This window comes from Cyanobium sp. T1B-Tous (assembly GCF_024345475.1).
Classification (GTDB): Bacteria; Cyanobacteriota; Cyanobacteriia; order PCC-6307; family Cyanobiaceae; genus Cyanobium_A.
On sequence record NZ_JAGQBE010000008.1, the window covers coordinates 36,326 to 62,284 of the forward strand.

The following is a 25,959-nucleotide window of genomic DNA, read 5'->3' on the forward strand; positions in this document are numbered from 1 at the left end:
GGTTTTGCAGCGGAGCTAGCTCACCTGGGCCAGCGCCAGGCCGAGACGGCGCACCTGGCCCGAGAGGCTGGCGTCGATCACCTGGGATCCCATGCTGACGATGAAGCCACCGATCAGGCTGGGGTCGACCACGAGGTCGAACTCCACGGCCTTGGAGCCGGCGATCGCCTGCACTTTTTTATTGAGCTCAGCCTGCTGCTCCTCGGTGAGCTCGGCGGCCGACGTCACCTTGGCCAGGGTGATGTTGCGCAGCTCGCGGTAGAGCTCCAGGAAGCGGATCAAGACCGCATCCAGCATCGGCAGACGCTGACGGTCGGCCAGCAGCTTGAGCAGGTTCTGGACCGAGGGGGTGACCCGGTCGTTGAAGAGCGTGGCCAGAGCTGCCTTCTTGGCATCGGGCTCCAGGACCGGGGACGACAGGGCGGCCTGCAGTTCGGGGCTGGAGTTGAGAACGGCCAGCAGATCCTTGGCCTGCTCGGCCACCGCGTCGGTTTCTTTGCGGGATTCCGCCACCTGCAGCAACGCTTCGGCGTAGGGGGTGGCAATGGAGTTGAGGAGTGGCATCAGGCTTTCCCCAGGGTCGTGATGGACTGATCGATCAACCGTGCCTGGGCACTGGCATCGAGCTTTCCAGGGAGGGTGGAGAGGGCCTTGGCGATCGCCCGATTGGCGGCCTCACGGCGCAGCTGGTCGGTGACCCGGGCGGCCTCGGCGCTGAGATCGGCGATGGCCCCCTGCTTGAGGCGAGCCATTTCCTCAATGGTGCGCTTCTCGCTCTCCTGACGCAGGGCCTCGGCACGGGCCTGGCCATCGGCGCGAATCTGGTCCGCCTTCTGCTGGGCAGCCGCCAAATCCTGCTGGGCCTGGGCCAGGGCAGAGGTGGCCGACACCAAACGCTGCTCGGCGTCCTGAAGGTCGCTCAGAATCGCGTTGCGACGGCGCTCCAGGATGCTGCCGAGGAATCCGGGCAGAAACTTCCAGAGCCCGAAAATGACGATCGCCAGGTTGATGATGTTGGTCTCAAACGGATTGAGATTGAGACCAAAACCGCCATGGCTGGCGAGCAGGGTGGGAAGCAGAACGGTCATGAGGTGGCCAGCAAGCGGGACACGATCAGGTCACCGAGCTTGTCGGCATCCTTGTTGAGCTGGGTCATCGCCTGATCCCGCTGGGCATCGATCTCGCGGCGAGCCTGCTCCCGGGAAGCATTGGCATCGGCCGTAGCGGCTGCCAGGGCGTCGCGGTAGAGACGATCCATTTCCTGTTCCGCCTCCAAAATCAGCTTCTGGGACTGCTGACGCGCGTCCTTGAGCTGTTCCTTGAGGTCGGATTCAAGCCGCTCAACCTGAGCCAGCTTCTGCTTGGCATCGGCGCGGCTGGTGGAAATGAAGCTCTCGCGCTCCTCCACAGCCCGTCCAACGGGGCGGAAGAACAGCGAATTCAGAATGAAGGTGAGGAGAACCACCTGCACCGCCATGAGCGGCAGGGTGGCGTCGAGGTCAAACAGACCTCCCTCCGGGACACCTGCTTCGGCGAGCAGAAGCCAGCTGGTCATTGGGGCGAGGGCGCTGGAACGGTCGGGCGGGATGGGCGGTGGTGAGGTTGGGAGGGCAGGGGCTCAAGCCCCCACCTTCCGTCCACTCACGCAACGATCAACCGGCGAAGGGGTTGGCGAACAGCAGCACCAGAGCGACCACAAGGCCGTAGATGGTGAGAGCTTCCATGAAGGCCAGGGACAGCAGCAGGGTGCCGCGGATCTTGCCTTCGGCTTCGGGCTGACGTGCAATGCCTTCAACGGCGCCGCCAGCTGCGGTGCCCTGACCGATGCCGGGGCCGATGGCACCGAGGCCGACAGCCAGGCCAGCGGCCACAACAGACGCAGCGGAGGTGATGGAATCCATGGTGGAGTGGGGGATGGGAGGCGCCGTGACAGCGCGTAGTGGACCGGGATTGAAACCCTGCGCCTGGGACATCCCCGAAGGGATGGGCCCGGGGTGCATCCGGACCTGCGCGAGGGAGATTTAGCAGAGCGCCGAAGCAGCCCCGCCAAACGGAGAGCGCCTAGTGGTGCTCTTCGTGCACCGCCTCGCCGATGTAATAAGCGGCGAGGGTGGCGAAGATCAGAGCCTGGATGGCGCTGGTGAACAGTCCCAGGAACATGGCCGGCAGGGGCACGATCAGGGGCACCAGAAACGCCAACACCGCCACCACCAATTCGTCGGCCAGGATGTTGCCGAACAGACGGAAGGAGAGGGAGAGAGGCTTGGTGAAATCTTCGACAATCTTGAACGGGAGCATGATCGGGGTCGGCTCCACGTAGTACTCGAAATAGCGGAGGCCCTTTCGGCTCAGTCCGGCATAGAAGTAAGCCAGGGAGACCAGCAGAGCCAGCGCAATCGTGGTGTTGATATCTGCGGTGGGCGCACCCAGTTCGCCGCTGGGCAGATGGATCAGCTTCCAAGGAACCAGGGCGCCGCCCCAGTTGCTCACGAAGATGAACAGGAACAGGGTGCCGATGAAGGGCATCCAGTCGCGGTAGGCCTTCTCACCGATTTGCTCGCGGGAGAGGTCGCGGATGTAATCCCAGAGGAACTCCAGCAAGTTCTGGGTGCCGCGGGGATCCCGCTCCAGCTTGCGGGTGCCCACCACCACCAGGGCCAACAGGGCACCGATCACCACCCAGGAGCTCAGGAACACCTGGCCGTGGATTTTGAGGTTGCCGAGTTGCCAATAGAGGTGTTGACCAACCTCCAGTTCGGCAAAGGGGAGAAGGAGAGGCATCGGAGCCAGCGAAGGGGAGTTCGGGGTCGCCGGGGCGACGGAACGGGATGGGGCTTCAGGTGTCGAAGACGGCCTGAAGAATCACCGCCGGCTTGTAGAGCAGGAAGCCCAACAGGGCCGGCAGAGTCGAGAGCTGGGGAACCCTGGACGACACCAGCACCAGGGCGACCGGCACCAGCAGCTGGGCCTTGCTCATGCGGCGGGAATTCTCTCCCAACCGGGTGACGCTGCGGCTCAACAGCCACAGGTAGAGCAAGCCGGCCAGGGCACCCACGAACAGGCTGAAGGCCGTTGCGAGGGAACCGAGGACGGCGGTGGCGACCACGGCCACTGCGGAGAGCAGCAGGGTGGCGAGCAACAGCCGGCGTTGCAGCCGGAAGTAGTCGTCCATGCCGTTGCTGGGATCAAGCGAGGCTCGATCGTCAGCTGCGGGGGGAACCACAGCCAGGGGGGACGCGGTGCTGGAACCATCCATCTGATCCAGATCCACCGACACCAGGGGGGCAGCCAAACCGGCTGGTCCGGGGTCGGGGAGCGAGGAACAGGGGAGGGAAACCGGCAAGTGCGTTCGACCCCTGAAAAGGCGCGCGGAATCTATCACGGTCGGGTCACCGCACCGGCAGCAACACCCGTTGCTCCAACAGCTCTCGAGCCACCGCAACCCGTTGCGCCACGGGCCAATCCAGCGGCAGCTGGCCGATCCCCAGCTCGGGGGCTGCCTCCAGGGCCCGCATCAGGCACAGCCCCTCCTCGCTCAGGCTGAGCGGCATCAGGTCGGGGCCCATCAGGCTGGTGGAGGGCCAGCCCCAAAGGCAGCGGTTCACCTCACCCCGGGCAGCGAGCAGGGCGGCATCGGAGCTCCAATCAGCAGCGGAGACCGGGCCCTTGCTGAGGAAAAACTCAAAGTGACTGATGTCGGGATCGAGCTCTTCCACCAGCGCCCATTGCTGGCGGGGGGGCAGCGCCAGCGCTCGATCCAGCAGCGCGCCACTCAGGAGGCGCGCCGGCGACCAGACTTCGGGATTGGAGAACCCGGCGAAGTCCAACCCAGCTGAGGCCACAAAGGCCATCAACCGCTCGAGGTTGTAGCTCGTCTCCTGGGGGTGGAGATACATGTCGGCGAAGTTGGCGTCGGCCGTCGTGTCGAGGGCCCAACGCTGCTCGTGGTGGCGGCGCAGCCGATTGGTGTCGGGCAGCTCCGCCAGCAGTTGACGACCGAGGCGCAGCCCGTCCTCGCCCGTGCCCGCCCCCAACAGCGCCAGGGCCCTCTGGGTGCGATGGATTTCCCAGCGGCCGCCGTCGGCATACAGAAAGAGATGGAGCAGCCCACCCGGCCTCAACAACCCGGCCAGGGCCCTCAGACCCGCTTCCGGCTCGCGCAGGTGGTGCAGCACCCCCACCGAGTTGATGTAGTCGAACAGGCCCTCGCCCTCCAGATCCAGCAGGCTGCGCTCCTCAACGCGCAGCTCCTGCACCTGGGCAGCGGCTCCGGAGCGCCGGGTGCGCTCCCGCGCCACCTCGAGGGTGCCGGGGCTGATGTCCACCGCCAGCACCGAGGAGCCCGGATTGAGGTGGCAGAGGTAGTCGGTGCTGACGCCGGTGCCGCAACCGGCATCCAGGATCCGCCAGGTGCGCGGGCCGCTGGCCGGAGGGGAGGGCAAAACGCCGAAGGCGGCGGCCCAGGCGCTGTCGACACACCAGCGCCAGTTGTATCCGGGTGGCGGCCCGTCCTGAAGGGGGTCGCCCGGGTAGGGGAAACGGTCGTAGAAGGCGCTCACCACCGGCGTGGCGGCATCACTGGCGGGCACGGGGGCATCAGCGGGAACGGGCCGAGCTTTTCACGGCCCGGCGCCCCCGCGACGGCCCAGCGCCAAAAGCGGCTGCAAACATTTGTTCATGCCCCGACGAAGGCCCAGAGGGGCAGCCGTAACGTGGCCCAACCCGGTTCGCTCTCGTCAATGACCGTGACCGCCAGCAGCGGCAGCACCAGGGTTTCACCCCAGCGCTACGACACCCTGCCGCTCTCCAGCGTCCGTCAGGCGGAGCAACAGGACCGCTTCCCCGACGGCGGGGAACTCGACACCCTGGTGGCGTTTTTCCAGAGCGGGCAGCAGCGGCTGGAGGCCGCGCGCCGCATCTCTGAAAACGCCGACTTCATCGTGGCCAAGGCGGCCAACCGGATCTTCTCCGGCGGCACGCCGCTCTCCTATCTCGATGCCCCCCTGAGCATCGGTGCCAGCGGTGGCGGCGATGACGCCACCCCCCTCGCCGCCGACCAGGCCGCCTTCCAGCGCTCGGTGCAGACCTTCGCCCAGGGCACGGGCAGCTCCAACGGCACTCTGATCTCGCGGTTGCTGGAGGGCGCCGGTGGCGATGCCGACGTGCGCGTCGTGCTGCCCACGGGCTTCAGTCCGATCGCTGTGGGGCGCTACGGCACCGACCGGATGCGCAAGTCGCTCCGCGACATGGCCTGGTTCCTGCGCTACGTGGGCTATGCCCTGGTGGCCGGCGATCCCAGCATCCTCGTGGTCAACACCCGCGGCCTGCGCGACATTCTGGAAAAAGCCTGCTCCCTGGCGGCTACCAACGTGGCGCTGCAGGAGATGCGCGCTGCTTCGGCCGGCCTCTGCAAGGACAATCCCCAGGCCCGCCAACTGGTGATTCAGTACTTCAACGTGCTGATCGCCGAGCTGGAGGTGGCCACCCCCTCCACCCGTCAGCGCCTGGGCAGCCCGGAGAACCAGGGCCTGCAACTGCCTGCCACCTACGCCCTGGCCGCCGATGGCAAGCAGCGCTTCATCATGCGCCCGCGGCTGAGCGGCGCCCAGAAAGCTGAAGTGATCCGCGCCGCCTACCGCCAGGTGTTTGAGCGCGACATCGCCAAGGCCTACAGCCAGATGCCCTGCCCGGTGGAGGCCACCCAGGTGCGCCAGGGCCAGCTCTCCATGCGGGAATTCATCCGCTCCCTGGGCCACAGCAAGGAATACCGGCAGCAATTCTTCGGACGTTTCTCCAACAGCCGCGCCGTCGAACTGGCCTTCCGCCACTTCCTGGGCAGGGGCATCAGCTCCCGGGAGGAGTTCACCCGTTACTTCGACATCGTCAGCGCCCAGGGCCTCCATGGCCTGGTGGATGCCCTGATCAACACGCTTGAGTACGCGCGCGTCTTCGGGGAAGAAACCGTGCCCTACCTGCGGGATCTGGGTGAAGAAGCCCAGGAGAGCGCCGGATGGGGATCCAACCGCAAGCTGTTCCGCTTCAGTGCGCCATTTGAAGGCGCCCCCCAGTACGTCACGCTCTACGCCTCCTACCGCCAGCCCTTCCCGGATCAGCACGCCTACGGCGGCGGCAACGATCCACTGGCCCTCAACTACGGCGCCATCTTCCCTTCCGGTACCGCATCGGTGGCCACTCGCCCCGTGCCCTATGGCTATGACAGCCGTCGGATCCTGATCGGCAACGGCCTCACCCAGCCGGGCCAGATGGACAGCGTCCAGTTCCGCCAAGCCAAGCCTCGCCGAGTGGGCCCGAAGGTGTTGCGGCTGCAGCAGATCGCCACCGGTGGCAGCTCCGTGCCTCGCCGCGGCGGCCAACCCAGCATCCGGGGCACAGAAGCCAGCACCCAGGCCGTGATCAACGCGGTGTACGTGCAGATCCTCGGCAATGCCGGCTACGCCGGGGAACGCAACAAGGTGGAGGAGATCAAACTCGAGAACGGCGACATCAGCCTGCGCGAGTTCGTGCGTCAGGTGGCCCGTTCCACCGCGTTCCGACGTCGCTATTGGAGCGGCCTTTACATCACCAAAGCCCTTGAGGTGATGCACCGCCGGATCCTGGGTCGCCCCACCTTTGGTCGCTGGGAAATCGACGCCTACTTCGACACCGCCGCCCGCTCTGGCTTCTACGGCGTGGTCGACAAAATGCTGTCCAGCCGCGAATACAACGACTGTTTCGGCGAGGACACGGTGCCCTATGAGCGGTTCATCACCGCCGGTGACCGCAATGCCCGCAAGGTTCCGGGCCTGAACCGGCCCTTCAATGCGGCCGCCTACGCCGACCTCTCCGGCGGCAAACGCCCCGATGTGGCGCCGCCACAGAGCCTGCGCACCACCACGGATGTGGTGTCCAGAAACCTGGCCGATCGGCCGCGCGTGGTGATGGGTGGCTGGAGCGCCCAGATCGCTGGTGGCGAAACCATGGCTGCTCCGACCAGCGCCATGCCCACAGGGCCTGGCAGCATCCGCCAGGCCCCGGCGCCCAACCGTCGCTGGAAGCAGGCCCCGGCCACCACAACGGGCTTCTGGAGCTCCGCCCCTGCGGGCGCTCCCTCCACCTCCAGCACCACGCCGCTGATCAGTGGGGATTGGCGGGCCGCCGTGGGCAGTGGCCAGACCAGCGGTCTCGCCAACCAGCCCGGCGCCGCCATGGCCAAGGCGATGCAACCGGGCCGTCCCCAGGGCTTCGGCCGGCGCCAAAGTGTCGCCCCCCCCGTCCGTCTCGGCCGCAGCACCACCGAAACCGAGGTGCAAGAAGCCCTCGAGACGGTGTACAAGCAACTGCTCAACCGGGTTCCCTTCACCGCAGAACGGCTGGGCGATGCCGAATCCCAATTCCGCAACCAGCAGCTCACCGTGGCGGAGCTGGTCACCCAGATCGCCGGCAGTGAGCTGTTCCAGCAACGGCTCAACCTTATGGCGCCCCTCCGGGCAGCGGCAGCGGCCTACCTCGCCCTGCTCGGACGGGCGGCCCAGCCCCAGGAGGTGAGCGCCTTCCTGGCCACCCGCGCCAACCGGGGCCAACAGGCGGCCATCGATGCCCTGCTCAGCAGCCAGGAATACGCGGAAGCCTTCGGACAGGACACGGTGCCCTACATCCGTGGGCTGGCCACCGCCGATGGCATTCCGCTCGCCACCGTGAATCGAACCGCCCAGCTCTACGGCGGCAACGCCGGCCTCACCCCTAGGCCCAATGCGGCGATCTGAGCGCCAGAGTCACCCCCAGCCAAGCCGATCGGCACCCCCAACCTCCCGGATAGCAAACGGGAGGTTTTTTGATGGAAAGAAATAACGATGGCCGCAAACATCGAGTCGCAGGGTGAAACGAGCGAGCGAATCAGCGCGACTGAATGGTGAACAATTGCTGCGGCAAAGCTCTATCAGCAACAGCCGCCAAAGCCATTGCAGGGCAAGGGTTTTCCCGCCAGGCAGCGCCATGAAGAACTGTTACCGCACCCCGGGGCTCTGCGACCCGTTGCCACAGAATGCTTGGGAGATCGGCGCGAGTCGATCACTCCCTTACCCACCGGATATCGGTCTCCGTCAAGGCGGCCGCTTGTTTCGAGGCAGAACTGCATGAGCATCGTCTCCAACTCGATCATCAACGCGGACGCCGAGGCCCGCTACCTCAGCCCTGGCGAACTCGACCAGATCAAGTCCTTCGTGGGCGCTGGTCAACGTCGTCTCCGCGTTGCTCAGGTTCTCAGCGAGAGCCGCGAGCGCATCGTCAAGACCGCGGGCGGCGCCCTCTTCCAGCGGCGCCCCGACGTCATCTCCCCTGGCGGAAACGCCTACGGCGAGGAAATGACCGCGTCCTGCCTGCGCGACATGGACTACTACCTGCGCCTGGTGACCTACGGGATCATCGCCGGTGACGTGACTCCCATCGAGGAGATCGGCATCATCGGTGCCAAAGAGATGTACCGCTCCCTGGGCACGCCCCTCGACGCCATGGCGGAATCCGTGCGTGAAATGAAGTCGGTGGCCATGGGCCTGCTCACCGGCTCTGACGCCGAAGAAGCTGGCTTCTACTTCGACTACGTCGTCGGCGCCCTCTCCTAAGCAACCTCGCCTCCCCGCACTCCGCCTCTCCGCACTCAGCAGGATTCATGCAAGACGCCATCACCAACGTCATCAATCAGTCCGACGTTCAGGGCCTGTATCTCGACGGCTCTGCCATGGGCCGCCTGGAGCAGTACTTCGCCAGCGGTGAGCTGCGGGTGCGGGCTGCCGCCACCATCAGCGCCAATGGGTCGGCCATCATCAAGGAAGCCGTCGCCAAGTCGCTGCTGTATTCGGACATCACCCGTCCCGGCGGCAACATGTACACCACCCGTCGCTACGCGGCCTGCATCCGCGACCTCGACTACTACCTGCGCTACGCCACCTACGCCATGCTGGCGGGTGACACCTCGATTCTCGATGAGCGGGTGCTGAACGGCCTCAAGGAGACCTACAACTCCCTGGGCGTGCCCATCGGCGCCACCGTGCAGTCGATTCAGGCCATGAAGGAAACCACCGCCGCCCTGGTGGGTCCTGATGCCGGTCGCGAAATGGCCGTCTACTTCGACTACATCTGCTCCGGCCTGGGCAACTGATCCCTGCCATCGGCACACCCCGAGGATCACTCCCATGCGTCTGTTCAAGATCACGGCCTGCATCCCCTGCCCGGAGAAAAGCCGCACCCAGCGCGAGCTTCAGAACACTTACTTCACCAAGTGGGTGCCGTACGACAGCTGGTTCGCTGAGCAGCAGCGAATCATGAAGCAGGGCGGCAAGATCCTCAAGGTGGAATTGGCGACCGGCCGACGCCAACAGAACGTCGGCAACTGAGCTCTGGCTCAGCCACGTGGGCAACCACAAGCACCTCAAGCCCGGCTCCGGCCGGGCTTTTTTGTTGGCCACCGATTGCGTCGCAGGGGTCGACAACCACCCCCCGGACACGGCTCAATGGGGCTTCAGGATGGTGCCGCTCAGGCCACCCCCACTCCCTGCTTTGGCCCGCACCGCAGACCCCTCCCGCAGCATCGCCCCAGCCAGCAACCGCCCGCCCAGCCGGGCGGCAGGCGCCGGGTTGCTTCCCCTCCCCTGGGACCAGTGGCCCGCGGAAGCCAGGCTGCTGCTCGGCATGGTGGCCCTGTGGAGCGTGATCGGGCTTCTGGTGCTCACGTCAGCGAGCTGGTGGGTGGCCGAGCGGGAAATGGGGGATGGGGCCTTCTATCTCAAACGCCAGCTGATCTGGATGGGAGCGAGCTGGGGGCTGCTCTGGCTTGGCCTGCGCACGAGCCTGCGCCGTTGGTTGCACCTGGCACCGCTGGGGCTGTGGGTGGGCATCGTGCTGATCGCCGCCACCCTGGTGATGGGGAGCACCGTGAATGGAGCGAGCCGCTGGCTGGTGGTTGGGCCGATCCAGGTGCAGCCCTCCGAGCTCGTGAAACCCTTCGTGGTGCTCCAGGGAGCCGCCCTGTTCGCCCATTGGCGGCGCATCGGGGCCGACCAGAAACTGCTCTGGCTCGGCGTGTTTGGGGCCCTGATCCTGCTGATCCTCAAACAGCCCAACCTCAGCACCGCCGCCCTCAGCGGCCTGCTGCTCTGGCTGATGGCCCTGGCCGGCGGCCTCTCCCTGCCCCTGTTGCTGGGAGCCGCCGCTGGGGGGGGACTGCTGGGCACCGCCAGCATCCTGGTGAACGAATACCAGCGCCTGCGGGTGGTGTCGTTCCTCGACCCCTGGCGCGATGCCCAGGGCGATGGGTACCAACTGGTGCAGAGCCTGATGGCGATCGGCTCAGGAGGCTTTCTGGGGGAGGGATTTGGACTGTCGACCCAGAAGCTGCAGTATCTGCCGATCCAAAGCACCGACTTCATCTTCGCGGTGTTCGCCGAGGAGTTCGGCTTTGTGGGCTCGGTGGTGTTGCTCCTGTTCCTGCTGCTCTTTGGCTTTGTCGGTCTGCGGGTGGCCCTGAGCTGCCGCAGCAACCAACAGCGCCTGATCGCGATCGGCTGCACCACCTTGCTGGTCGGCCAGTCCATCCTCAACATCGCCGTGGCCAGTGGCTCCATGCCGACCACCGGCCTGCCCCTGCCGCTGATCAGCTACGGCGGCAACTCCCTGATGGCCAGCCTGCTGGTGTGCGGTCTGCTGATCCGCTGCTCCCTGGAGGCCGGCGGCCTGGCCCCCACCCCCCGACGCCGGCGCACCGCAGCCGCCCGATAGGCTGGGGACATGATCAGCCTTGGGCCCCAACTGGCCGATTGGGCCCGCAGCAGCGAGGCCCTGCTGCAGCAATCCCTGGCCAGTCCCACGCCCACCACGCTGGCGGTGGTGTTCGCCGGTGGACTGCTCACGAGCCTGGGGCCCTGTTCCCTGTCGCTGCTGCCGGTGACCCTGGCCTACCTGGCCGGCTTCGGGGCAAGTGCCGCCCCTGACGCCAGTCGCCCCAGCCAGCCTCCCTGGCAGCGCAGTCTCTGCTTTGCCGCCGGCATCGTGGGTGCCCTGGTGCTGCTGGGGCTGGTGAGTGGGCTGCTGGGCCGCATCTACGGCCAGATCCCAGGCCTGATTCCCACCGTCGTGGCGGTGCTGGCCCTGCTGATGGGACTCAATCTGCTGGGCCTGCTCAAATTGCGCCTGCCCGCCGGCCCTGATCCGGATCTCTGGCGCCGCAAGGTGCCCGCCCCGCTGGCTCCGATCGCCGCGGGCCTGGCCTTCGGACTGGCCGCCACCCCGTGCACCACCCCGGTGCTGGCGGTTCTCCTGGCCTGGATGGCTCAGAACGGCAAGCCCCTGGTGGGCATGGTGCTGCTCACCAGCTTCGGAGCGGGCCAGGTGGTGCCCCTGCTGCTGGCCGGCACCGCCGCCGCCAGCCTGCCGGGCCTGCTCAGCCTGCGCCGCATCGGCCAATGGGTTCCGCCGATCAGTGGCGTGGTGCTGGTCACCACCGGGGCCCTCACCCTGGTGGCCAATTGGCGATGACGGGCTTCACCAGAGGTTTCACCCGGCTGCTCGGCTGGATCTCCGATCTGCGGCTGGCGATCGTGCTGCTGCTGGTGATTGCCATCGCCAGCGGCGTGGGCACCGCCATTCCCCAGCGGGAGACGGCCGAGTTTTACCACCGGCTTTACGACCCCCAACCCTGGCTGGGTCTCCTGGACGGCGAGGGGGTGATGGCCCTGCAACTCGACCACGTGTATTCGAGTGGCTGGTTTCTGGGCTTGCTGGCCTGGCTGGCCCTGGCCCTGCTGCTGTGCAGCTGGCGGCGCCAGTGGCCCGCCCTGCAGGCTGCCCTGCGCTGGATCGACTACCGCTCACCGCGCCAGCTCAGCAAGCTGAGCGTGGCCGAAAGCCTGCCCAGCCAGAGCCCTGGCACCAGCCTTAACAACCTGGCCACCTTGCTGCAAAGCCAGGGCTGGCAGATCCAACTCCAGGACGGACGCCTCGCCGCCCGCAAGGGCGTGCTGGGCCGGGTCGGCCCCCTGCTCGTGCATGCCGGCATGGTGGTGCTGATGCTGGGGGCCGCCTGGGGGGCCGTGGCAGGCCAGCGCGCGGAGCAATACCTGGCCCCTGGCCGCAGCCTGGAACTGATGGACAGCCGCGGCAGCAGCCAGCTCACCCTGGCCCTCGACGGCTTTTCCATCCAGCGGGATCCCGCCGGGCGGCCTGAACAGTTCACGTCCCAGCTGCGCATCCTGGACGGCGACGGCAGCGACGGGGCCCTGCTGAAGCAAGCCGAGATCAGCGTCAACCACCCCCTGCGGTTCCAGGGAGTCACCCTGTATCAGGCCGACTGGGCCCTCGCGGCGATCACGGTGCAGCTCGGCAAGAGCCCCCTGCTCCAATTGCCCTTGCAGAGCTTCCCCCAACTGGGCGAACAGGTGTGGGGGCTGGTGTTGCCCACCCGACCGGATGGCAGTGAACCCGTGCTGCTCAGCCTGGGCAGTGAGCAGGGCCCCGTGGACATCTACGGCGCCGACGGCAGCTTGCTCAGCCAGATCGCCCCCGGCGGTGAACCGGTGGAGGTGAAGGGCCTGCCGATCCGGGTGGAGAGCGTGCTCCCCGCGAGCGGCATCCTGCTCAAGCGTGATCCCGGCGTGCCGCTGGTCTATGCGGGCTTCGCCATCGCCCTGGCCGGCGGTGGTCTCAGCCTGCTCGCCACCCGCCAGCTCTGGGCCATTGCCGAGGCCCCCTCGGGCCAGGAGGGCCAGCTGCACGTGGCCGGCCTCTGCAACCGCAACCTCACGGGCTTTGCGGCGGAACTGCCCCAGCTGCTGGCCCAGCTCTAACAGGGCAGCCTGGATCCGTGGCTCACCCGCACCACCGTGTGCACGTTGCCGCGGGGATGGAAGTCAGCCTCCAGCTGCATCCACTGGGGATCCGTGGCCGCCACCAGGTCGTCGAGGATCCGGTTGGCCACCTCCTCATGGGAGATGGAGCGGTCGCGATAGCTGTTCACGTAGAGCTTGATCGCCTTGAGCTCCACCACCCGGGGACCGGGCTGGTACAGCAGGCGCAGCACGGCGAAGTCGGGATACCCCGAGAAGGGGCACTTGCAGGTGAATTCAGGCAGCTCGATGGAGATCTCGTAAGGCCGGCCAGGCCTGGGATTGTCGAAGCAGATCAACTCGGCGTCGGCGATGGCCCGCTCGCCGTACAGGGGGGTCTGGGTGAGATCGGACGATGCGGCAGCGGCTGCGCTGAAGGACATGGGAACGGAAAGGCCAGGTCGGCTGAAGCCAGGACGTGATCCTAGAAAGAATGGCGCTGGGCCCCGGTTGAACGGGCCGGTAACAACCGCTACGACGACCCCGGCAAAGCTCGGGCCTAATGGGCCCACTCCCTCCCAACGGCAGGGATTTCCTGAGAGACTGTCTATTCAGCCCGAGCTGTTCCCATGAAAAAAGTTGAGGCCATCATCCGTCCCTTCAAGCTCGAGGACGTCAAGATCGCGCTCGTGAACGCGGGGATCGTTGGCATGACCGTGAGCGAGGTGCGCGGATTTGGCCGTCAGAAGGGCCAGGTGGAGCGCTACCGCGGCTCGGAGTTCACCGTTGAATTCCTCCAGAAGCTCAAACTCGAAATCGTCGTGGACGACGACAAAGTGGACACCGTGGTCACGGCCGTCCAGGACGCCGCCCGCACCGGTGAGATCGGCGACGGCAAGATCTTCGTGAGCACGATCGACTCGGTGATCCGCATCCGCACCGGTGACCGCGACAGCGGAGCCATCTGACCCGGGTTCAACGGTCTGAGTGAGCTGCCCTGGAGGCCAGCGTGCTGGCCACCAGGGCTCTGATTTGGTCAGGGCTCACCGTGGCGGCTTGTTCCAGCTCCTGGGGCCCACCAGCCAAGCGCTGCAGCCAGAGCAGATATTCATGGTTGCCGGCCGGGCCGGTAATCGGCGACGCCACCAGGCCGCAGGCCTGCAGCCCCAACGCCGCGGCCGCGCCAATCACGCCCGCAATGGCATCGCCGTGGGCCACGGGATCGCGCACCACCCCTCCCTTGCCCACCCGGGCCTTGCCCACCTCAAACTGGGGCTTGACCAGCAGCACCAGATCCGCCGGGACATCGGGCTGCAGCAACCCCAGCAGGGCCGGCAGCACCAGGGCCAGGGAAATGAACGACACGTCGGCCACCGCCAGGTCGGGCCAGGGATCATCGGCCCCGTAGAGATCAGCGGGGCTGAGATGGCGCAGGTTGGTGCGCTCGCGCAACACCACCCGCGGATCGCTGCGCAGGCTCCAGGCGGTCTGGCCGTAGCCCACGTCAATGCCGTAGACGCGGGATGCCCCGTGTTGGAGCAGGCAATCGCTGAAGCCGCCGGTGGAGATGCCCCCATCCAGGCAAACCCTGCCGGACACCGCCAGGGGGAAGGTGTCGAGGGCGATCAGCAGCTTCTCCCCGCCGCGGGAGACGAAGCGGGGGGGCTGCTGCACCTGCAGCTCCGCCTCAGGCAGCACCTCGGTGCCGGGTTTGTCGAGCACCCGATCACCCAGGCGCACCCGTCCCGCGCGAATGAGCTGCTGGGCCTGCTGACGGCTGGCGGCCAGGCCGCGGGCCACGAGCTCCAGATCCAGACGTTGCTTGCGGGCCATGGCACTCGCGCTTTTGTGATCAAACCACAACGCAAACGGAACACATTCCAAGCAACGGGGCACTCCCACCAAAACCCAGCAGAGGATGGCCCCCAACGACCGGTAGCGGCCATGGCCAACAACGTGCTGGAGCTGCTCTACCCCGGCAGTTTCGTCAAACTGCGCAACCAACCTCCCGACCTGCCCCCCTTCCAGCTGATCCAGTGCCGCGGGGGCCGCTGCTGGGTGCGGCAGCAGGCCTGGGGCCAACAGGTGCATTGGGAAGTGTCCCACCGCCAGCTCACAACGGCGGCCTGAGCAGAGTCCAGGGGGCGCCCCCATACATTGGTCTGGATGTGAGCCAGGCGCGGCCTTGATCGAGCGTTACACCCTGCCCGAGATGGGCGCCATCTGGAGCGAGGAAGCGAAGTTCCAGAGCTGGCTGGATGTGGAGATCGCGGCCACCGAGGCCAACTGCGAGCTGGGCCGGGTGCCTGCCGACGCCGTGGCCACCATCAAGGCGAAGGCCTCCTTCAGTGTGGAGCGCATCCTCGAGATCGAGGCCGAGGTGCGCCACGACGTGATCGCCTTCCTCACCAACGTGAACGAGCACGTGGGCGATGCCGGCCGCTACATCCACGTGGGCATGACCAGCTCGGACGTGCTGGACACGGGCATTGCCCTGCAGATGAAGGCCTCCGTGGCGCTGCTGCGGATCGAGCTCGACCAGCTGGCCGAGGCCCTCAAGGCTCTCGCCCGCGCCCACAAGGGCACCGTGATGATCGGCCGCTCCCACGCCATCCACGGCGAACCGATCACCTTCGGCTTCAAGGTGGCCGGCTGGCTGGCGGAGGTGGTGCGCAACCAGGAACGGCTCGAGCGGCTCGAGCGCATGGTGAGCGTGGGCCAGATCTCCGGCGCCATGGGCACCTACGCCAACACCGATCCCCAGGTGGAGGCCATCGCCTGCGCCAAGCTCGGCCTGGTGCCTGACACGGCCAGCACCCAGGTGATCTCCCGCGATCGCCACGCCGAATACATCCAGACCCTGGCCCTGGTGGGCGCCGCCCTGGAGCGCTTCTCCACCGAGATCCGCAACCTGCAGCGCACCGATGTGCTCGAGGTGGAGGAGAACTTCGCCAAGGGGCAGAAGGGCAGCTCGGCCATGCCCCACAAGCGCAACCCGATCCGCAGCGAGCGCATCGGCGGCCTGGCCCGGGTGCTGCGCAGCTATGTGGTGGCAGCCCTGGAAAACTGCGCCCTCTGGCACGAGCGCGACATCAGCCACAGCTCCGTGGAGCGCATGATGCTGCCCGACTGCTCGGTGACCCTGCACTTCATGCTGCGGGAGATGACGGACGTGGTGAAGGGTCTGGGGGTGTACCCCGGCAACATGGCCCGCAACATGAACGTGTACGGCGGCGTGGTGTTCAGCCAGCGGGTGCTGCTGGCCCTGGTGGAGAGCGGCATCAACCGCGAAGACGCTTACCGGATCGTGCAGCGCAACGCCCATACCGCCTGGAACACCGAGGGGGGCAACTTCCGCGCCAATCTCGAGGCCGATGCCGACGTGACCAGCCGCCTCAACGCTGAGCAATTGGCCGATTGCTTCTCCACCGACCTGCACCAGGACAACCTGGACGTGATCTGGCAGCGGCTGGGGATCTGAGCACCGGGCCGGCGGCTCAGGCCCGGTGATAGGGCCCGCCCTGGAGGATGGAGGTGGCGCGATACAGCTGCTCCAGCAGCAGCAGGCGGGCGAGCTCGTGGGGGAAGGTCATCGGGGAGAGGCTGAGGCGCCAGGTGGCACGGGCCTTCAGGACCGGATCCAGGCCATCGGCGCCGCCGATCACAAATGCCAGGCGATCGGAGCCCGAACCGCGCAGCTGCTCGGCGAAAGCCACCGAGTCGGTGGGGCTTCCCTCTTCGGTGAGCACCACCAGCCGTTCGTCCGGATGCAGAGCAGCCGTGATCGCCTCGGCCTCCTTGGCCATGGTGGAGTCCTTGAGCTCGGTGATCACCAGCCCGGGCAGCCGCTTGCAGTAGAGGGCCACGCCCTCCTGCACCCAGCCCTTGCGCACCTTGCCGACGGCAAGGATGCGAATGCGGGCCGGATTGATCACGGCATCGGGCGCTCGATCGCCGGATCCAGCTGACCGTTGCCGCTGGCCAGCAAGTCCTCGATCTCGCACACCGGGAAGCGGTTGATGGCCTTAAGGGCGGCGCGGGCCTTGGTTCGCAGCTGCTCGCTGATCGCCTCGCAGTAGGGCACCTGGGCCAGCAGATCCACGGTGCGGCGCAGGATCCTCACCACATCGCCCTCATCGAGGGAGGTGTTGGCGATCACGTCGCTCCAGCTGGCTCCCTTCGCCCAGGCATGCACCAGGCCGGTGAGTTCGGGCTCCCACCAGAGCGGGAAGGTCACCTTGGCGCGCTCCTGCTGGCGCTCCAGCTCGCGGCGCAGGCCCCGCAGATCGTGCAGGGCCTCCTCGGCGGCCGGAGGCGGTGGGAAGCCGCACCACAGATCGGGCCGGTTGACTTCGGTGGAGATGGCTTCGAACACGGCCGCCAGCTGGGGCGGATCGAGCTCATCGAGATGGCCGCTCATCAGGGCCAGCCCCAGCCACAGCTCGTTGTCGCCGCGCAGGGCGGCCACGGTGCGGCCCACCTCGGTGGGCTCCAGCCCCTCGGCCCCCGCCAGCGCCCCAAAGAAGCGCAGCACCTCGATCAGGGCCAGGAAGGTATCCCAGTGGCGGTTGGAGCGGAAGTGCAGCAGCCGCTGGCGCTCGTCAATCTCCAGCTGCAGTTCCTCCATCCGCCGGCGGTGCTTCTTGAGCTGGCGCCGGTCGCCCCAACGGTGGGCCGGATGCAGCTCCAGCTGCTCCTCCAGGTCGTGCACCAGCCGGGCATGGGCCTGCACCTCGCCGGCCAGGTCGTACTGGGGGGTGACCATGTCGTGCCGGCTGGCCATGGAGGCCACCGCCAGGGCCAGGCCACCGCTGGCCTGATCCCCGTGGCGCAGCTCGCCGGCATGGCGCAACTCGGGCGCGTCCACCTGGCTCACCTGCAGGCAGCTGAGCTCGGCATGGAGGGCCACCACGGCACCGCAGGGCAGCAGCAGCCAAACGTTGTCGTCGGTGAGGCAGAGCAGCAAGGGGAACTGGCCCGGCCCCTTCACCTTCTCCACGATCACCGCCGGCGTCACCCGACCGCGCAGCTGGGGGGCCTTGAGGCTCACCAAGGTGCCTTCACTGGCGAACTGCAGGGCGAGGGTGAGCTCGTGGGCGAGGGTTTCCTCGGCCTGCTGCTGCAGGATGCGCAGGATGCGGCGCTCCTCGCGCAGGTGACCCCGCTGTTTCTCGTAGTCCTCAAAGTCGTCCCATGGCACCTCGCCGGAGCCGTCCTCCAGGCTGTCGAGCTGCTGCATCAGCTGGGCAATCCGGGCCTCGTCCTCAGCCAGATCGAGGGTGGCCAGGTAGCGGCCGAAGCTGCGCTCCACCAGCTCCTTGGCCTTGGCCAGGTCGTAGCGCTGCAGCAGATTGAGCACCATGCCGTAGCTAGGCGTGAACTGGCTCACCAGGGGATCGGCGGGCGCCGTGGCCAGCTGGCCCGCCTCGCGCACCCCCTCAAAGCGGCTCTGCACCGTCACCACGTAGCCCTGGGAATCGAGCCCGCGGCGGCCGGCCCGGCCAGCCATCTGCAGGAATTCGCTGCCCATCAACGCCCGGTGGCCCCGCTCCGTGCGTTTGGAGAGGGCCGAGATCACGGTGGTGCGGGCCGGCATGTTGATGCCGGCGGCCAGGGTTTCGGTGGCGAACACCACCTTGATCAACCCCTGCTGGAACAGCTCCTCGATCAGCTCCTTCCAGGCCGGCAGCACGCCGGCGTGGTGCGCCGCGATGCCGCGCAGCAAGGCTTCGGCGTGGCCCCCCTCCCGCACGGCCTCGGGGGTGGTCGCCACGAAGGCATCGAGCCGCGCCTTGATGCGGGCCTGCTCGGCTGGGGTGACCAGGGTGGCCTTGCCCAGCTCCTTGACCCCCTTGTCACAGCCGCGACGGCTGAAGATGAAATAGATGGCGGGCAGCATGTCGCGCTCCGCCATCTGGGCCACCACAAAACCGAGCGGCGGCGCTTCGGGCTGGGGTGGCTTGGGCGTTTTCGGGCCCTTGCGGTGGCTGCCCTTGGGGGCGCGCCACACCTTGCAGTTGGGATGGAGCCCCGTGCCCTCGTCGTTGAGCAGGGGGTGCAGGCCCTTGGCACTGCAGAAGCTGAAGGCCAGAGGCACCGGCCGGTAGTCGCTGAACACCAGCCGGGTGGGGCCATGCACCCGCTCGATCCAATCGGTGAGCTGGCCCGCATTGGCCACCGTGGCCGACAGGGCCACCAGCTGGATGGGCGGCGGGCAATGGATGATCGATTCCTCCCACACGGTGCCCCGCTGGGAGTCGTTCATGTAGTGGCACTCGTCCAGCACCACCGCCTCCACGCCCTCCAGCGGGTCATCGCCTGAATCGGCTTCCGCGTAGAGCATGTTGCGGAAGATCTCGGTGGTCATCACCACCACCTGGGCCTCCCGGTTGAGGCTCAGGTCACCGGTGAGCAGGCCCACCTTGTCGGCGCCGAACTGCTCGCGGAAATCGCGCAGTTTCTGGTTGGAGAGGGCCTTCAGGGGCGTGGTGTAAAACACCTTCTGGCCATGGGCCAGGGCGCGGTAGATGGCGTACTCCCCCACCAGGGTTTTGCCGGAGCCCGTGGGGGCACTCACCACTACCGAATGGCCCTGGTTGAGCGCATCGATGGCTTCCAGCTGGAAGTCGTCGAGCGGGAAGGGAAAAATCGCCCCTGGATCCAGCACCGAATCAGGCACGCTGCTGGCGGGGCTGTGTCATCAGCCCATCCTATGGGCCCCAGGCCTGACCCAGCCCTGCCCTGCCTGGACCTAGCGTTTGGGTGACGCGGTCAGATCATTGGGATCCAGAACGCTGTGGCGCGACGACCTGGAGCAGCAACTCGCCGCGATCGCCCCCGAGCGGCGCCGGGCGTTGCGCAGCTTCAGGCCCGGTGAGGCCCCCGGCTCCCTGGAAGCCGCCACCCTCCCCACCAGCACCCATCCCCATCCAGCAGCCCCCTTGCTGGATCTGGCCAGCAACGACTATCTCGGGCTTAGCCGCCACCCCAGCCTGGTGGCCGCAGCCCAGGCCGCGGCGGCAGGCGAAGGGGTCGGTGCTGGGGCGTCCCGCCTGGTGAGCGGCAGCCGGCCGGTGCATGCCCAGCTGGAGACGGCCCTGGCCAGTTGGCTGGGGCGGGAGCGGGTGTTGCTCTTCCCCAGCGGCTTCCAGGCGAACCTGGCGGCGGTGACCGCCCTGGCCGATCGTCACAGCCTGGTGCTGGCCGACCGGCTGATCCACCACTCCCTGCTCAGCGGGGTGCGGGCCAGCGGCGCCCGGCTGCAACGCTTTGCCCACAACGACCTGGCCGCCCTGGAGCAACGGCTGCAGGCCGCCCGACGGGAGCGGCCCACCCAGCGCCTGCTGGTGCTGAGCGAAAGCCTGTTCTCCATGCAGGGCACCAGCCCGGAGGTGGGGGCCCTGGCCGCCCTGTGCGCGAGCCACGGCGCCGCCCTGCTGCTCGATGAAGCCCACGCCCTCGGGGTAATGGGCCCCGGCGGCAGGGGCCTGGGCTACGGCCTTAACGGCGAGGGAGGCCGGCCCGAGATCGCCCTGATCAGCGGCACCTTCGGCAAGGCCTTCGGCAGCGGCGGAGCCTTCCTGGCCGGCGGCAGCCTGGTGATGGAGTGGCTGCTGCAATTCAGCGGTCCCTTCCGCTACACCACGGCCCTGGCCCCACCCCTGGCCGCCGCGGCCCTGGCAGCCCTGGCCTGCCTGCAAGCCGATCCGCGCGGGCGGGAGCTGCTGCAACGGGCCGCGCGCTGGCGCACCGCCCTCGAAGCGGCCGGCTGGCCGCGCCCCCCCGGGACGGGGCCGATCCTGCCACTGCTGGTGGGGGATGACGGCTGCGCCCTGGCCCTGCAGCACCGGCTGGAGGCCGCGGGTCTGCTGAGCGTGGCGATCCGGCCGCCCACCGTGCCCGAGGGCACGGCGCGCCTGCGCCTGGTGCTGCGTCACGACCTGCCGGAGGGCAGCCTGGAGCGGTTGCTGTCAGCCCTGGGACCACCCCCATGCAACTGATCGCCATGCACGGCTGGGCGAGCGATGCCCAGCGCTGGGGGCCCTTGCAGGCCGCCTGGACCGCCAGGGGCTGGCACGGCCAATGCGGCGACCGGGGCTATGGCCCCCGCCCCCCCCAGACGGTGGACTGGCTGGAGGGCGGAGGCCCCCGGGTGGTGATCGCCCACTCCCTCGGTCTCCACCTGCTGCCCACCCCCGTGCTGGAGCGCGCCGATGCGGTGGTGCTGCTGGCCAGCTTCGGCCGCTTTGTGCCAGAGGGCCGGGAGGGCCGCCCCCTGCGCCACGCCATGACAGCCATGGCCCACCAGCTAGGCGGGCCCCAGGCGGAAGCCATGCTGAAGACCTTCCAGCAGCGGGCCGCCGCCCCCCAGCCCACCAGCCTGCTGCCGCCTGGCATCACCGCCGAACCCCTGAGCGACAGGGGCCGGCACCAGCTGGAGGAGGATCTCCAGCTGCTGACCAGCACCGCGGGGCTGCCGGCCGGCTTCCCCCCCCAGGCCCGGGTGTTGATCGTGGAGGGAGGGGAGGATCAGATCGTGGTTCCGGAAGCGCGCCAACTCCTGCGGAACGCGGTGCCAACCGCCGACATCCTGGTGCTGGCCGGGGTGGGGCACTGCCTGCTCAGCCCAGCACTAGACCCCCTGGTGTGCGGCTGGATCGAGGGACTGCCATGACCTCCCCTCCCTTCAGCAGCCCTGACTTCAGCAACCAGGTGAGCGCGCGCTTCAGCCGCCAGGCGCGCAACTATGCCCTCCAGGCCCGCCTGCAGCAGGGGGTGGCCTGGCGGCTGGCCCACCTCTGTGCCGCACTCCCGGTGCCCGACGGCCCCAGGGCTGACCTGGGCGCCGGCAGCGGGTTGGTGGGCCAGGCCCTGGGCTGCCAAGGCGAGCCCGGCCCCCTGCTGCAACTGGATCTGTGCGCGGAGCTCCTGGCCCACAACCCCCTGGCCCGCCCCGACTGCCAGCTGGTGTGGGACCTCAACCAGGGGCTGCCGCACGCTCTGCAGCAGGCCGCCCTGCTCACCTCCAGCTTTGCCCTGCAGTGGCTCGAGGACCCCGCCGCCCAGCTGCAGCACTGGTGCAGCGCGTTGTGCCCAGGCGGATGGCTGGCCCTGGCGGTCCCCACGGCCGCCAGCTTCCCCCAGTGGCACCGGGCCGCCGCAGCCGCCGGAGTGCCCTGCACGGCCCTGCCCTTGCCCCAGGCCGACGTCCTCCTGGCCGCAGCCAGGAGCGGGGGGCTGGAGCTGCGGCACAGCCACCGGCTCACCTTCAGCCGCGCCTATGGCAGCGGCCTTGGCTTTCTGCAGCAGCTCAAAACCCTGGGGGCCAGCGCCAGCCGGTCCCGCCGCCTCAATCCAGACCAGCTCCGCCGGCTGCTGGACTGCTGGCCGGGCCATGGACGGGTGAGTTGGGACGTGCTGGTGCTGCTGGGCCAGCGCCGGGAGCGATGAGCGTGCCCCAGCCCCTGCCCCAGCCCAACCAACCGGCGCCCCAACTGGTGATCTGCGGCACCGACACCGACGTGGGCAAGACGGTCGTGAGCGCCCTGGTGGTGCAGGGCCTGGGCGCCCACTACTGGAAGCCGGTGCAGAGCGGCCTCGAGGGCGGGGGGGACAGTGGACGGCTACAAGCACTGCTGCAGCTGCCGGCTGAGCGCCTGCTGCCGGAGGCCTACCGGCTGCGGGCACCGGTGTCGCCCCACTGGGCCGCCGAACAGGAAGGCATCGCCCTCGATCGGGCCCGGCTGGCCTTGCCGGCGGTGTCGGGCCCCCTGGTGGTGGAGACCGCCGGGGGCCTGCTGGTGCCGTTGCGGCGCGACTGGCTTCAGATTGACCAGCTGGCGGTCTGGGGGCTGCCGGTGCTGCTGGTGGCCCGCAGCGGCCTGGGCACCCTCAACCACACCCTGCTCTCGGTGGAGGCCCTGCGCCGCCGCGCCATCCCCCTGCTGGGCCTGGTGCTGAACGGTCCCCTCCATCGGGACAACCCCGCCACCCTGGCCGAGCTAGCCCAGACGCCGGTCCTCGCCCAGCTCCCGCCCCTGGAACCACTCACGGCCGTGGCCCTGGCCGCCCAGTGGCAAGCCCAGAACCTGGGCCATAGCCTGGCCCTGGCCCTGAACCACCGGCAGCAATGACCAAACAACACTGGCTGGTGAGTGGCGTGCTGGTACTCCTCTGCGGTGGGGTCCTGGTGCTGTTCACCGACGTCGAAGACTCCCTGGCGCGCTGGATCAACTGCGGGCCCATCGCCACGGACGCCGAGCGCCGCAGCGCCATCTGCCGCTGACCGCTGATCAGGCAATCCCTAGGGGCCGGCCAGAATCACCGCCTCGGCATCGGCACGGGACAGGCCGTAGGGGAAGTGGCGGACTGACACCTGACCATCGCGGTGCCAACTCACCTTGAGCTCCTCCACCTCCAGTTCGATCTGGGCGCTCCATTCCGGACGATGCAGATCCCAGAGGCAGGAGTTGGCGCGCTGACGACTCGCCCCCAGCTCCCCAAGCCAATGCTCCAGGGCCGGCAGGGGATGGTGATACAGGGGCGTCTCGGGACTGGGCAAATCGGTCATGGAGCCAACCCTGTCATCTTGGCGGCTCCGGAGTCGAGCCCGGCGGCAACCACCGGTTCGCTCCACCAGGAGGGCCACTGCACCAGTTCGACGCCGCGCATCCAGGCCACCCCCACCCCGAGCACCAGGCTCACCAGCAGGGCGAATCCGAGCAACAGCAGGGCGAGCCACTCCCCGCCGGAGAGATCACGCCGCACCGAGGCGGGCCTGGGAGCCGGGGCTACCGGCGGCGGGATCGGGGACCGCAGCGGCGGTGCGGGATGGAGCTGGGCGTCGTAACGCTGCCGCTGGGCGGGATCGCTGAGCACCGCATAGGCCTGCTGCAACTGCTGGAAGGCAGCCGCCGCCTCAGCCGGCGGCAACACGGTGGTGTCGGGGTGGTAGCGCTTGCTCAGCCCGCGGAAGGCCTGACGCAAGTCCTGCGGCGAGGCCGTCTCCGGCACCTGGAGCAGGGCGTAGTAGCTGGTTGGGGAAGGGGGTGGAGAACTGGCCAATGGCACCGCACCGGCGAGGACATCCGGTCTGCGGGATCCTAGAGATCAGAAACCCCACCGCCACGCTGGATGGCCCGCACCCTCACCGGCACTGTCCTCTGGCAGGAGCTGGGCTGGCAGCCCAGTCCTGGCCAGGAGCAGTTGCTGCTCGACCTGCAGGACCAGCTGCGCCAATGGAACGGCCGGGTCAACCTGACCCGCCTGGTGGAGGACGACGACTTCTGGATTGCCCAGGTGTTCGACAGCCTCTGGCCCCTGGCACCCCTGCTGCAATCGGCCGCGGCCCAGGAGCCCCTGCGGCTGATCGACGTGGGCACGGGAGGGGGCTTCCCGGGCCTGGCGCTGGCGATCGCCTTCCCCCAGGCCCAGCTCACCCTGGTGGACTCGGTGGGTCGCAAGGTGGACGCGGTGCGGGCCATGGCCGAGGCCCTGGGGCTGGGGGAGCGGGTGAGCCTGCGCTGCGAACGGATCGAGCGCACCGGCCAGCAGCAGGCCTGCAGGGGCCAGTTCGACTGGGCCCTGGCGCGGGCCGTGGCCAGCGCACCCGTGGTAGCCGAATACCTGGTGCCCCTGCTCCAACCCCAGGGCCGGGCCCTGCTCTACCGCGGCCAGTGGTCGGCCTCCGACCAACGGGATCTCGACGCCGCCCTGGCCCCCCTGAAGGCCGCGACCGAGCGCTGCCTGGCCCGGGAGCTGCCCGGCGGCCGGGGTGTCCGCCACGCCCTGGTGGTGCAGCCCCTGGCCCCCTGTCCCCGCACCTACCCCCGGGCCGTAGGGGTGCCGGCCAAGCAGCCCCTGGGAGCCCCTGCCCCACCAAAGGGCGTCAGGAGGTCATCAGGCGGTTGACGGGCTGACCGCCGAGCCGATCGCGCAGGCGCCGCAGCAGTCCAGGGATGTGATCCACCCAGGGGCTGCCGGCCAACGCCGCCCGCAGCTCGGCCTCGTTCACCACCTGGTCCAGCAGATCGGCGCTCTGACCAGGAAACCAGTGGCCGCCACGGCCGAGCAAGCCGTAACGGGCCTGGGCAAAGCTCTCCAGATCCCAGGCCTCCAGCAGGTTGTGCAGCCAGAGCAGCACCTTCACATTGAGCTCCCCAGGCAGCTCCGACCACTCCGGCAGACCCTGCTCCCAGCTGGCCAGCCAGGCCGGATCGAGGGCGTCCCGCCGGGCCTGCTCCAGCCGCGCCTGCACCGGCACCACCAGGGCCTGCGCCTGCTCCAGCTGGGCCACCGCCTCCAGGTGCAGGTCGAGGTCGTCGGGGTGGGCGGCCCCAAGGCTGAGGGTGTGCACAGCGGGCGCTCCTGAAGACGCGGATTCAGCCAGGCAGAAGAGATCGTTGAACACGATCGGATGCAGGGGCGCACACAGCGCGCTCAAACGGGCGGAGGGGGTGTGCAGGTGGCCGCCCTTGTCGGTCGGGCTGATCACAAACACACCCAGGTCATGGGCCCGGGCCAGCTCGAGGGCGGGACGGTTGTCCTGAAAAATGAAATACCAGTGCAGGTTCACGTAGTCGAAGGCGTCACTGGCGATCGCCTCGCAGATCAGGGGCAGGGGGGCGTGGGTGGAGAAGCCCACATGGCCAATCCGCCCCTCGGCCTGCCAGCGGCGCAGCACGTCCCGGCAGCCACCCGGCCGCAGGCTCTGCTCCAGATGCTCGGGCAGGTTGAGGCCGTGGAGCGTCAGCAGATCCACCCGCGCCACGCCCAGCCGCTCAAAGCTGGTGGCGAGCTCCGCCTCGAAGACCGCCGGATCGGCCTGGGGCGGCACCTTGGTCTGCAGGATCCGCAGGGGATCGGGCACCTGGTCGAGCAGCCAGCCCAGCTGGCGCTCCGAGGTGCCGTAGTGACGGGCCGTCTCGATGTGGTGAAAGCCCGCCGAAACCGCCTTCTCGAGGATGGCCCGCAGGTTGGCCTGGCTGGCCCCACTGATCTGGTCGGGAGGCAGATCGGTCCAGCTTTGCTGAAAGCGCATGCAACCCAGCGACAGCACCGGCATGGCCAGCTCGGTCCGACCAAACCGCCGGGTGGGCAGTTGGGCCGAAGGCATCAGAGCGCGTCCCGGCGCGGCAGGGTGCGCTTG

30 protein-coding genes are annotated in these 25,959 nt (G+C 68.3%); 16 read left to right on the forward strand and 14 right to left on the reverse strand.

Translation table 11 applies throughout. From position 1 onward, the window contains the following. Positions 1 to 15 precede the first annotated feature (15 nt). The 7 genes from atpH to KBY71_RS03400 form a co-directional block, all read right to left on the reverse strand. Positions 16 to 564, reverse strand: a complete 549-nt coding sequence (atpH, locus tag KBY71_RS03370; RefSeq protein ID WP_254927576.1) for an ATP synthase F1 subunit delta — start codon at positions 562 to 564, stop codon at positions 16 to 18. Beyond that, positions 564 to 1,088 carry a F0F1 ATP synthase subunit B gene (locus tag KBY71_RS03375; protein WP_254927577.1) on the reverse strand — a complete coding sequence of 175 codons (525 nt, stop codon included), beginning with the start codon at positions 1,086 to 1,088 and terminating at the stop codon, positions 564 to 566. The genes atpH and KBY71_RS03375 overlap by 1 nt, the downstream gene beginning before the upstream one ends. Further along, positions 1,085 to 1,555 carry a F0F1 ATP synthase subunit B' gene (locus KBY71_RS03380; protein WP_254927578.1) on the reverse strand — a complete coding sequence of 157 codons (471 nt, stop codon included), beginning with the start codon at positions 1,553 to 1,555 and terminating at the stop codon, positions 1,085 to 1,087. The genes KBY71_RS03375 and KBY71_RS03380 overlap by 4 nt, the downstream gene beginning before the upstream one ends. Before the next feature lie 97 nt (positions 1,556 to 1,652). After that, positions 1,653 to 1,901: an ATP synthase F0 subunit C gene (atpE, locus tag KBY71_RS03385; RefSeq protein ID WP_010315318.1), complete on the reverse strand. Its 249-nt coding sequence runs from the start codon at positions 1,899 to 1,901 to the stop codon at positions 1,653 to 1,655. 160 nt (positions 1,902 to 2,061) lie between these two features. Continuing rightward, positions 2,062 to 2,781, reverse strand: coding sequence for a F0F1 ATP synthase subunit A (gene atpB, locus KBY71_RS03390; protein ID WP_396095062.1), 720 nt, complete (start codon positions 2,779 to 2,781; stop codon positions 2,062 to 2,064). Between the two features lie 55 nt (positions 2,782 to 2,836). Then, the gene (locus KBY71_RS03395; protein WP_254927579.1) at positions 2,837 to 3,343 is read right to left on the reverse strand and encodes an ATP synthase subunit I; all 507 of its coding nucleotides are present in this window, start codon (positions 3,341 to 3,343) and stop codon (positions 2,837 to 2,839) included. 46 nt (positions 3,344 to 3,389) lie between these two features. After that, positions 3,390 to 4,589, reverse strand: coding sequence for a class I SAM-dependent methyltransferase (locus tag KBY71_RS03400; protein ID WP_254927580.1), 1,200 nt, complete (start codon positions 4,587 to 4,589; stop codon positions 3,390 to 3,392). Positions 4,590 to 4,739: 150 nt separating this feature from the next. Between KBY71_RS03400 and KBY71_RS03405 the strand changes: the two genes are divergently transcribed. The 7 genes from KBY71_RS03405 to KBY71_RS03435 all read left to right on the forward strand — a co-directional run bounded on the left by KBY71_RS03405 (position 4,740) and on the right by KBY71_RS03435 (position 12,833). Further along, positions 4,740 to 7,763 (forward strand): phycobilisome rod-core linker polypeptide, encoded by a 3,024-nt coding sequence (locus KBY71_RS03405; protein ID WP_254927581.1) that lies wholly within the window; start codon positions 4,740 to 4,742, stop codon positions 7,761 to 7,763. Positions 7,764 to 8,132: 369 nt separating this feature from the next. Beyond that, complete coding sequence (locus KBY71_RS03410; protein WP_254927582.1) at positions 8,133 to 8,618, forward strand: allophycocyanin; 486 nt, start codon at positions 8,133 to 8,135, stop codon at positions 8,616 to 8,618. Positions 8,619 to 8,665: 47 nt separating this feature from the next. After that, the gene (gene apcB / locus KBY71_RS03415; protein WP_254927583.1) at positions 8,666 to 9,154 is read left to right on the forward strand and encodes an allophycocyanin subunit beta; all 489 of its coding nucleotides are present in this window, start codon (positions 8,666 to 8,668) and stop codon (positions 9,152 to 9,154) included. 34 nt (positions 9,155 to 9,188) lie between these two features. Next, positions 9,189 to 9,389, forward strand: coding sequence for a phycobilisome linker polypeptide (locus KBY71_RS03420; protein WP_094561360.1), 201 nt, complete (start codon positions 9,189 to 9,191; stop codon positions 9,387 to 9,389). A 163-nt stretch (positions 9,390 to 9,552) separates the two neighbouring features. Continuing rightward, positions 9,553 to 10,770, forward strand: coding sequence for an FtsW/RodA/SpoVE family cell cycle protein (locus KBY71_RS03425; protein ID WP_254927584.1), 1,218 nt, complete (start codon positions 9,553 to 9,555; stop codon positions 10,768 to 10,770). A 9-nt stretch (positions 10,771 to 10,779) separates the two neighbouring features. Continuing rightward, a complete protein-coding gene (locus KBY71_RS03430; RefSeq protein WP_190389946.1) occupies positions 10,780 to 11,526 on the forward strand; it encodes a cytochrome c biogenesis protein CcdA in 747 nt (248 codons plus the stop codon). After that, on the forward strand, positions 11,523 to 12,833 hold the full coding sequence (locus KBY71_RS03435; RefSeq protein WP_254927585.1) for a cytochrome c biogenesis protein ResB: 1,311 nt from the start codon (positions 11,523 to 11,525) through the stop codon (positions 12,831 to 12,833). Before KBY71_RS03430 ends, KBY71_RS03435 begins: the two co-directional genes overlap by 4 nt. Here KBY71_RS03435 and queF read toward each other — a convergent pair. Further along, on the reverse strand, positions 12,830 to 13,255 hold the full coding sequence (queF, locus tag KBY71_RS03440; RefSeq protein ID WP_254927586.1) for a preQ(1) synthase: 426 nt from the start codon (positions 13,253 to 13,255) through the stop codon (positions 12,830 to 12,832). The two genes, KBY71_RS03435 and queF, sit on opposite strands and share 4 nt — an antisense overlap. 186 nt (positions 13,256 to 13,441) lie before the next feature. Between queF and KBY71_RS03445 the strand changes: the two genes are divergently transcribed. Then, positions 13,442 to 13,780 carry a P-II family nitrogen regulator gene (locus KBY71_RS03445; protein ID WP_190389949.1) on the forward strand — a complete coding sequence of 113 codons (339 nt, stop codon included), beginning with the start codon at positions 13,442 to 13,444 and terminating at the stop codon, positions 13,778 to 13,780. Positions 13,781 to 13,787: 7 nt separating this feature from the next. Here the strand turns inward: KBY71_RS03445 and KBY71_RS03450 are convergent, their stop codons facing one another. Continuing rightward, positions 13,788 to 14,645: a TlyA family RNA methyltransferase gene (locus tag KBY71_RS03450; RefSeq protein ID WP_254927587.1), complete on the reverse strand. Its 858-nt coding sequence runs from the start codon at positions 14,643 to 14,645 to the stop codon at positions 13,788 to 13,790. A 111-nt stretch (positions 14,646 to 14,756) separates the two neighbouring features. On the opposite strand from KBY71_RS03450, the gene KBY71_RS03455 reads away from it, so the two are divergent. Further along, a complete protein-coding gene (locus KBY71_RS03455; protein ID WP_254927588.1) occupies positions 14,757 to 14,942 on the forward strand; it encodes a hypothetical protein in 186 nt (61 codons plus the stop codon). A 55-nt stretch (positions 14,943 to 14,997) separates the two neighbouring features. Continuing rightward, on the forward strand, positions 14,998 to 16,293 hold the full coding sequence (purB, locus tag KBY71_RS03460) for an adenylosuccinate lyase (protein WP_254927589.1): 1,296 nt from the start codon (positions 14,998 to 15,000) through the stop codon (positions 16,291 to 16,293). Positions 16,294 to 16,309: 16 nt separating this feature from the next. On the opposite strand, the gene KBY71_RS03465 is transcribed toward purB, so the two are convergent. Continuing rightward, positions 16,310 to 16,744 (reverse strand): 23S rRNA (pseudouridine(1915)-N(3))-methyltransferase RlmH, encoded by a 435-nt coding sequence (locus KBY71_RS03465; protein ID WP_254927600.1) that lies wholly within the window; start codon positions 16,742 to 16,744, stop codon positions 16,310 to 16,312. Continuing rightward, positions 16,744 to 19,491, reverse strand: coding sequence for an RNA helicase (locus tag KBY71_RS03470; protein ID WP_254927590.1), 2,748 nt, complete (start codon positions 19,489 to 19,491; stop codon positions 16,744 to 16,746). The genes KBY71_RS03465 and KBY71_RS03470 overlap by 1 nt, the downstream gene beginning before the upstream one ends. 100 nt (positions 19,492 to 19,591) lie before the next feature. Here KBY71_RS03470 and KBY71_RS03475 point away from each other — a divergent pair, with 100 nt between their 5' ends. From KBY71_RS03475 to KBY71_RS03495, 5 genes are read left to right on the forward strand one after another with little or no spacing between them, the layout of a single operon-like run. Further along, positions 19,592 to 20,812, forward strand: a complete 1,221-nt coding sequence (locus KBY71_RS03475) for an aminotransferase class I/II-fold pyridoxal phosphate-dependent enzyme (protein ID WP_396095063.1) — start codon at positions 19,592 to 19,594, stop codon at positions 20,810 to 20,812. Further along, positions 20,803 to 21,486, forward strand: a complete 684-nt coding sequence (locus KBY71_RS03480) for an alpha/beta hydrolase (RefSeq protein WP_254927591.1) — start codon at positions 20,803 to 20,805, stop codon at positions 21,484 to 21,486. Before KBY71_RS03475 ends, KBY71_RS03480 begins: the two co-directional genes overlap by 10 nt. Beyond that, positions 21,483 to 22,262: a methyltransferase domain-containing protein gene (locus KBY71_RS03485; RefSeq protein ID WP_254927592.1), complete on the forward strand. Its 780-nt coding sequence runs from the start codon at positions 21,483 to 21,485 to the stop codon at positions 22,260 to 22,262. Before KBY71_RS03480 ends, KBY71_RS03485 begins: the two co-directional genes overlap by 4 nt. After that, positions 22,259 to 22,945: a dethiobiotin synthase gene (bioD, locus tag KBY71_RS03490; RefSeq protein ID WP_254927593.1), complete on the forward strand. Its 687-nt coding sequence runs from the start codon at positions 22,259 to 22,261 to the stop codon at positions 22,943 to 22,945. Before KBY71_RS03485 ends, bioD begins: the two co-directional genes overlap by 4 nt. Continuing rightward, the gene (locus tag KBY71_RS03495; protein WP_254927594.1) at positions 22,942 to 23,097 is read left to right on the forward strand and encodes a hypothetical protein; all 156 of its coding nucleotides are present in this window, start codon (positions 22,942 to 22,944) and stop codon (positions 23,095 to 23,097) included. The genes bioD and KBY71_RS03495 overlap by 4 nt, the downstream gene beginning before the upstream one ends. An 18-nt stretch (positions 23,098 to 23,115) precedes the next feature. Here the strand turns inward: KBY71_RS03495 and KBY71_RS03500 are convergent, their stop codons facing one another. Together KBY71_RS03500 and KBY71_RS03505 are read right to left on the reverse strand one after the other, a co-directional pair. Then, positions 23,116 to 23,382, reverse strand: a complete 267-nt coding sequence (locus KBY71_RS03500; protein WP_254927595.1) for a DUF3143 domain-containing protein — start codon at positions 23,380 to 23,382, stop codon at positions 23,116 to 23,118. Further along, positions 23,379 to 23,882, reverse strand: a complete 504-nt coding sequence (locus tag KBY71_RS03505) for a J domain-containing protein (RefSeq protein ID WP_254927596.1) — start codon at positions 23,880 to 23,882, stop codon at positions 23,379 to 23,381. The genes KBY71_RS03500 and KBY71_RS03505 overlap by 4 nt, the downstream gene beginning before the upstream one ends. A 63-nt stretch (positions 23,883 to 23,945) precedes the next feature. Here KBY71_RS03505 and rsmG point away from each other — a divergent pair, with 63 nt between their 5' ends. Continuing rightward, complete coding sequence (gene rsmG / locus KBY71_RS03510; RefSeq protein ID WP_254927597.1) at positions 23,946 to 24,722, forward strand: 16S rRNA (guanine(527)-N(7))-methyltransferase RsmG; 777 nt, start codon at positions 23,946 to 23,948, stop codon at positions 24,720 to 24,722. Here rsmG and KBY71_RS03515 read toward each other — a convergent pair. Then, on the reverse strand, positions 24,700 to 25,926 hold the full coding sequence (locus KBY71_RS03515) for an aldo/keto reductase (protein WP_254927602.1): 1,227 nt from the start codon (positions 25,924 to 25,926) through the stop codon (positions 24,700 to 24,702). The genes rsmG and KBY71_RS03515 overlap by 23 nt on opposite strands. Positions 25,927 to 25,959 lie beyond the last annotated feature (33 nt).

What these genes read in the sequence shown, in the direction of transcription:
- atpH (WP_254927576.1), bottom strand. Translation starts at nt 564, where the DNA reads ATGCCACTCCTCAACTCCATTGCCACCCCCTACGCCGAAGCGTTGCTG.
- KBY71_RS03410 (WP_254927582.1), top strand. Translation starts at nt 8,133, where the DNA reads ATGAGCATCGTCTCCAACTCGATCATCAACGCGGACGCCGAGGCCCGC.
- KBY71_RS03375 (WP_254927577.1), bottom strand. Translation starts at nt 1,088, where the DNA reads ATGACCGTTCTGCTTCCCACCCTGCTCGCCAGCCATGGCGGTTTTGGT.
- KBY71_RS03450 (WP_254927587.1), bottom strand. Translation starts at nt 14,645, where the DNA reads ATGGCCCGCAAGCAACGTCTGGATCTGGAGCTCGTGGCCCGCGGCCTG.
- KBY71_RS03480 (WP_254927591.1), top strand. Translation starts at nt 20,803, where the DNA reads ATGCAACTGATCGCCATGCACGGCTGGGCGAGCGATGCCCAGCGCTGG.
- atpE (WP_010315318.1), bottom strand. Translation starts at nt 1,901, where the DNA reads ATGGATTCCATCACCTCCGCTGCGTCTGTTGTGGCCGCTGGCCTGGCT.
- KBY71_RS03430 (WP_190389946.1), top strand. Translation starts at nt 10,780, where the DNA reads ATGATCAGCCTTGGGCCCCAACTGGCCGATTGGGCCCGCAGCAGCGAG.
- KBY71_RS03515 (WP_254927602.1), bottom strand. Translation starts at nt 25,926, where the DNA reads ATGCCTTCGGCCCAACTGCCCACCCGGCGGTTTGGTCGGACCGAGCTG.
- KBY71_RS03455 (WP_254927588.1), top strand. Translation starts at nt 14,757, where the DNA reads ATGGCCAACAACGTGCTGGAGCTGCTCTACCCCGGCAGTTTCGTCAAA.
- KBY71_RS03420 (WP_094561360.1), top strand. Translation starts at nt 9,189, where the DNA reads ATGCGTCTGTTCAAGATCACGGCCTGCATCCCCTGCCCGGAGAAAAGC.
- KBY71_RS03435 (WP_254927585.1), top strand. Translation starts at nt 11,523, where the DNA reads ATGACGGGCTTCACCAGAGGTTTCACCCGGCTGCTCGGCTGGATCTCC.
- KBY71_RS03485 (WP_254927592.1), top strand. Translation starts at nt 21,483, where the DNA reads ATGACCTCCCCTCCCTTCAGCAGCCCTGACTTCAGCAACCAGGTGAGC.
- bioD (WP_254927593.1), top strand. Translation starts at nt 22,259, where the DNA reads ATGAGCGTGCCCCAGCCCCTGCCCCAGCCCAACCAACCGGCGCCCCAA.
- apcB (WP_254927583.1), top strand. Translation starts at nt 8,666, where the DNA reads ATGCAAGACGCCATCACCAACGTCATCAATCAGTCCGACGTTCAGGGC.
- KBY71_RS03500 (WP_254927595.1), bottom strand. Translation starts at nt 23,382, where the DNA reads ATGACCGATTTGCCCAGTCCCGAGACGCCCCTGTATCACCATCCCCTG.
- KBY71_RS03380 (WP_254927578.1), bottom strand. Translation starts at nt 1,555, where the DNA reads ATGACCAGCTGGCTTCTGCTCGCCGAAGCAGGTGTCCCGGAGGGAGGT.
- queF (WP_254927586.1), bottom strand. Translation starts at nt 13,255, where the DNA reads ATGTCCTTCAGCGCAGCCGCTGCCGCATCGTCCGATCTCACCCAGACC.
- rsmG (WP_254927597.1), top strand. Translation starts at nt 23,946, where the DNA reads ATGGCCCGCACCCTCACCGGCACTGTCCTCTGGCAGGAGCTGGGCTGG.
- KBY71_RS03405 (WP_254927581.1), top strand. Translation starts at nt 4,740, where the DNA reads ATGACCGTGACCGCCAGCAGCGGCAGCACCAGGGTTTCACCCCAGCGC.
- atpB (WP_396095062.1), bottom strand. Translation starts at nt 2,781, where the DNA reads ATGCCTCTCCTTCTCCCCTTTGCCGAACTGGAGGTTGGTCAACACCTC.
- KBY71_RS03495 (WP_254927594.1), top strand. Translation starts at nt 22,942, where the DNA reads ATGACCAAACAACACTGGCTGGTGAGTGGCGTGCTGGTACTCCTCTGC.
- KBY71_RS03445 (WP_190389949.1), top strand. Translation starts at nt 13,442, where the DNA reads ATGAAAAAAGTTGAGGCCATCATCCGTCCCTTCAAGCTCGAGGACGTC.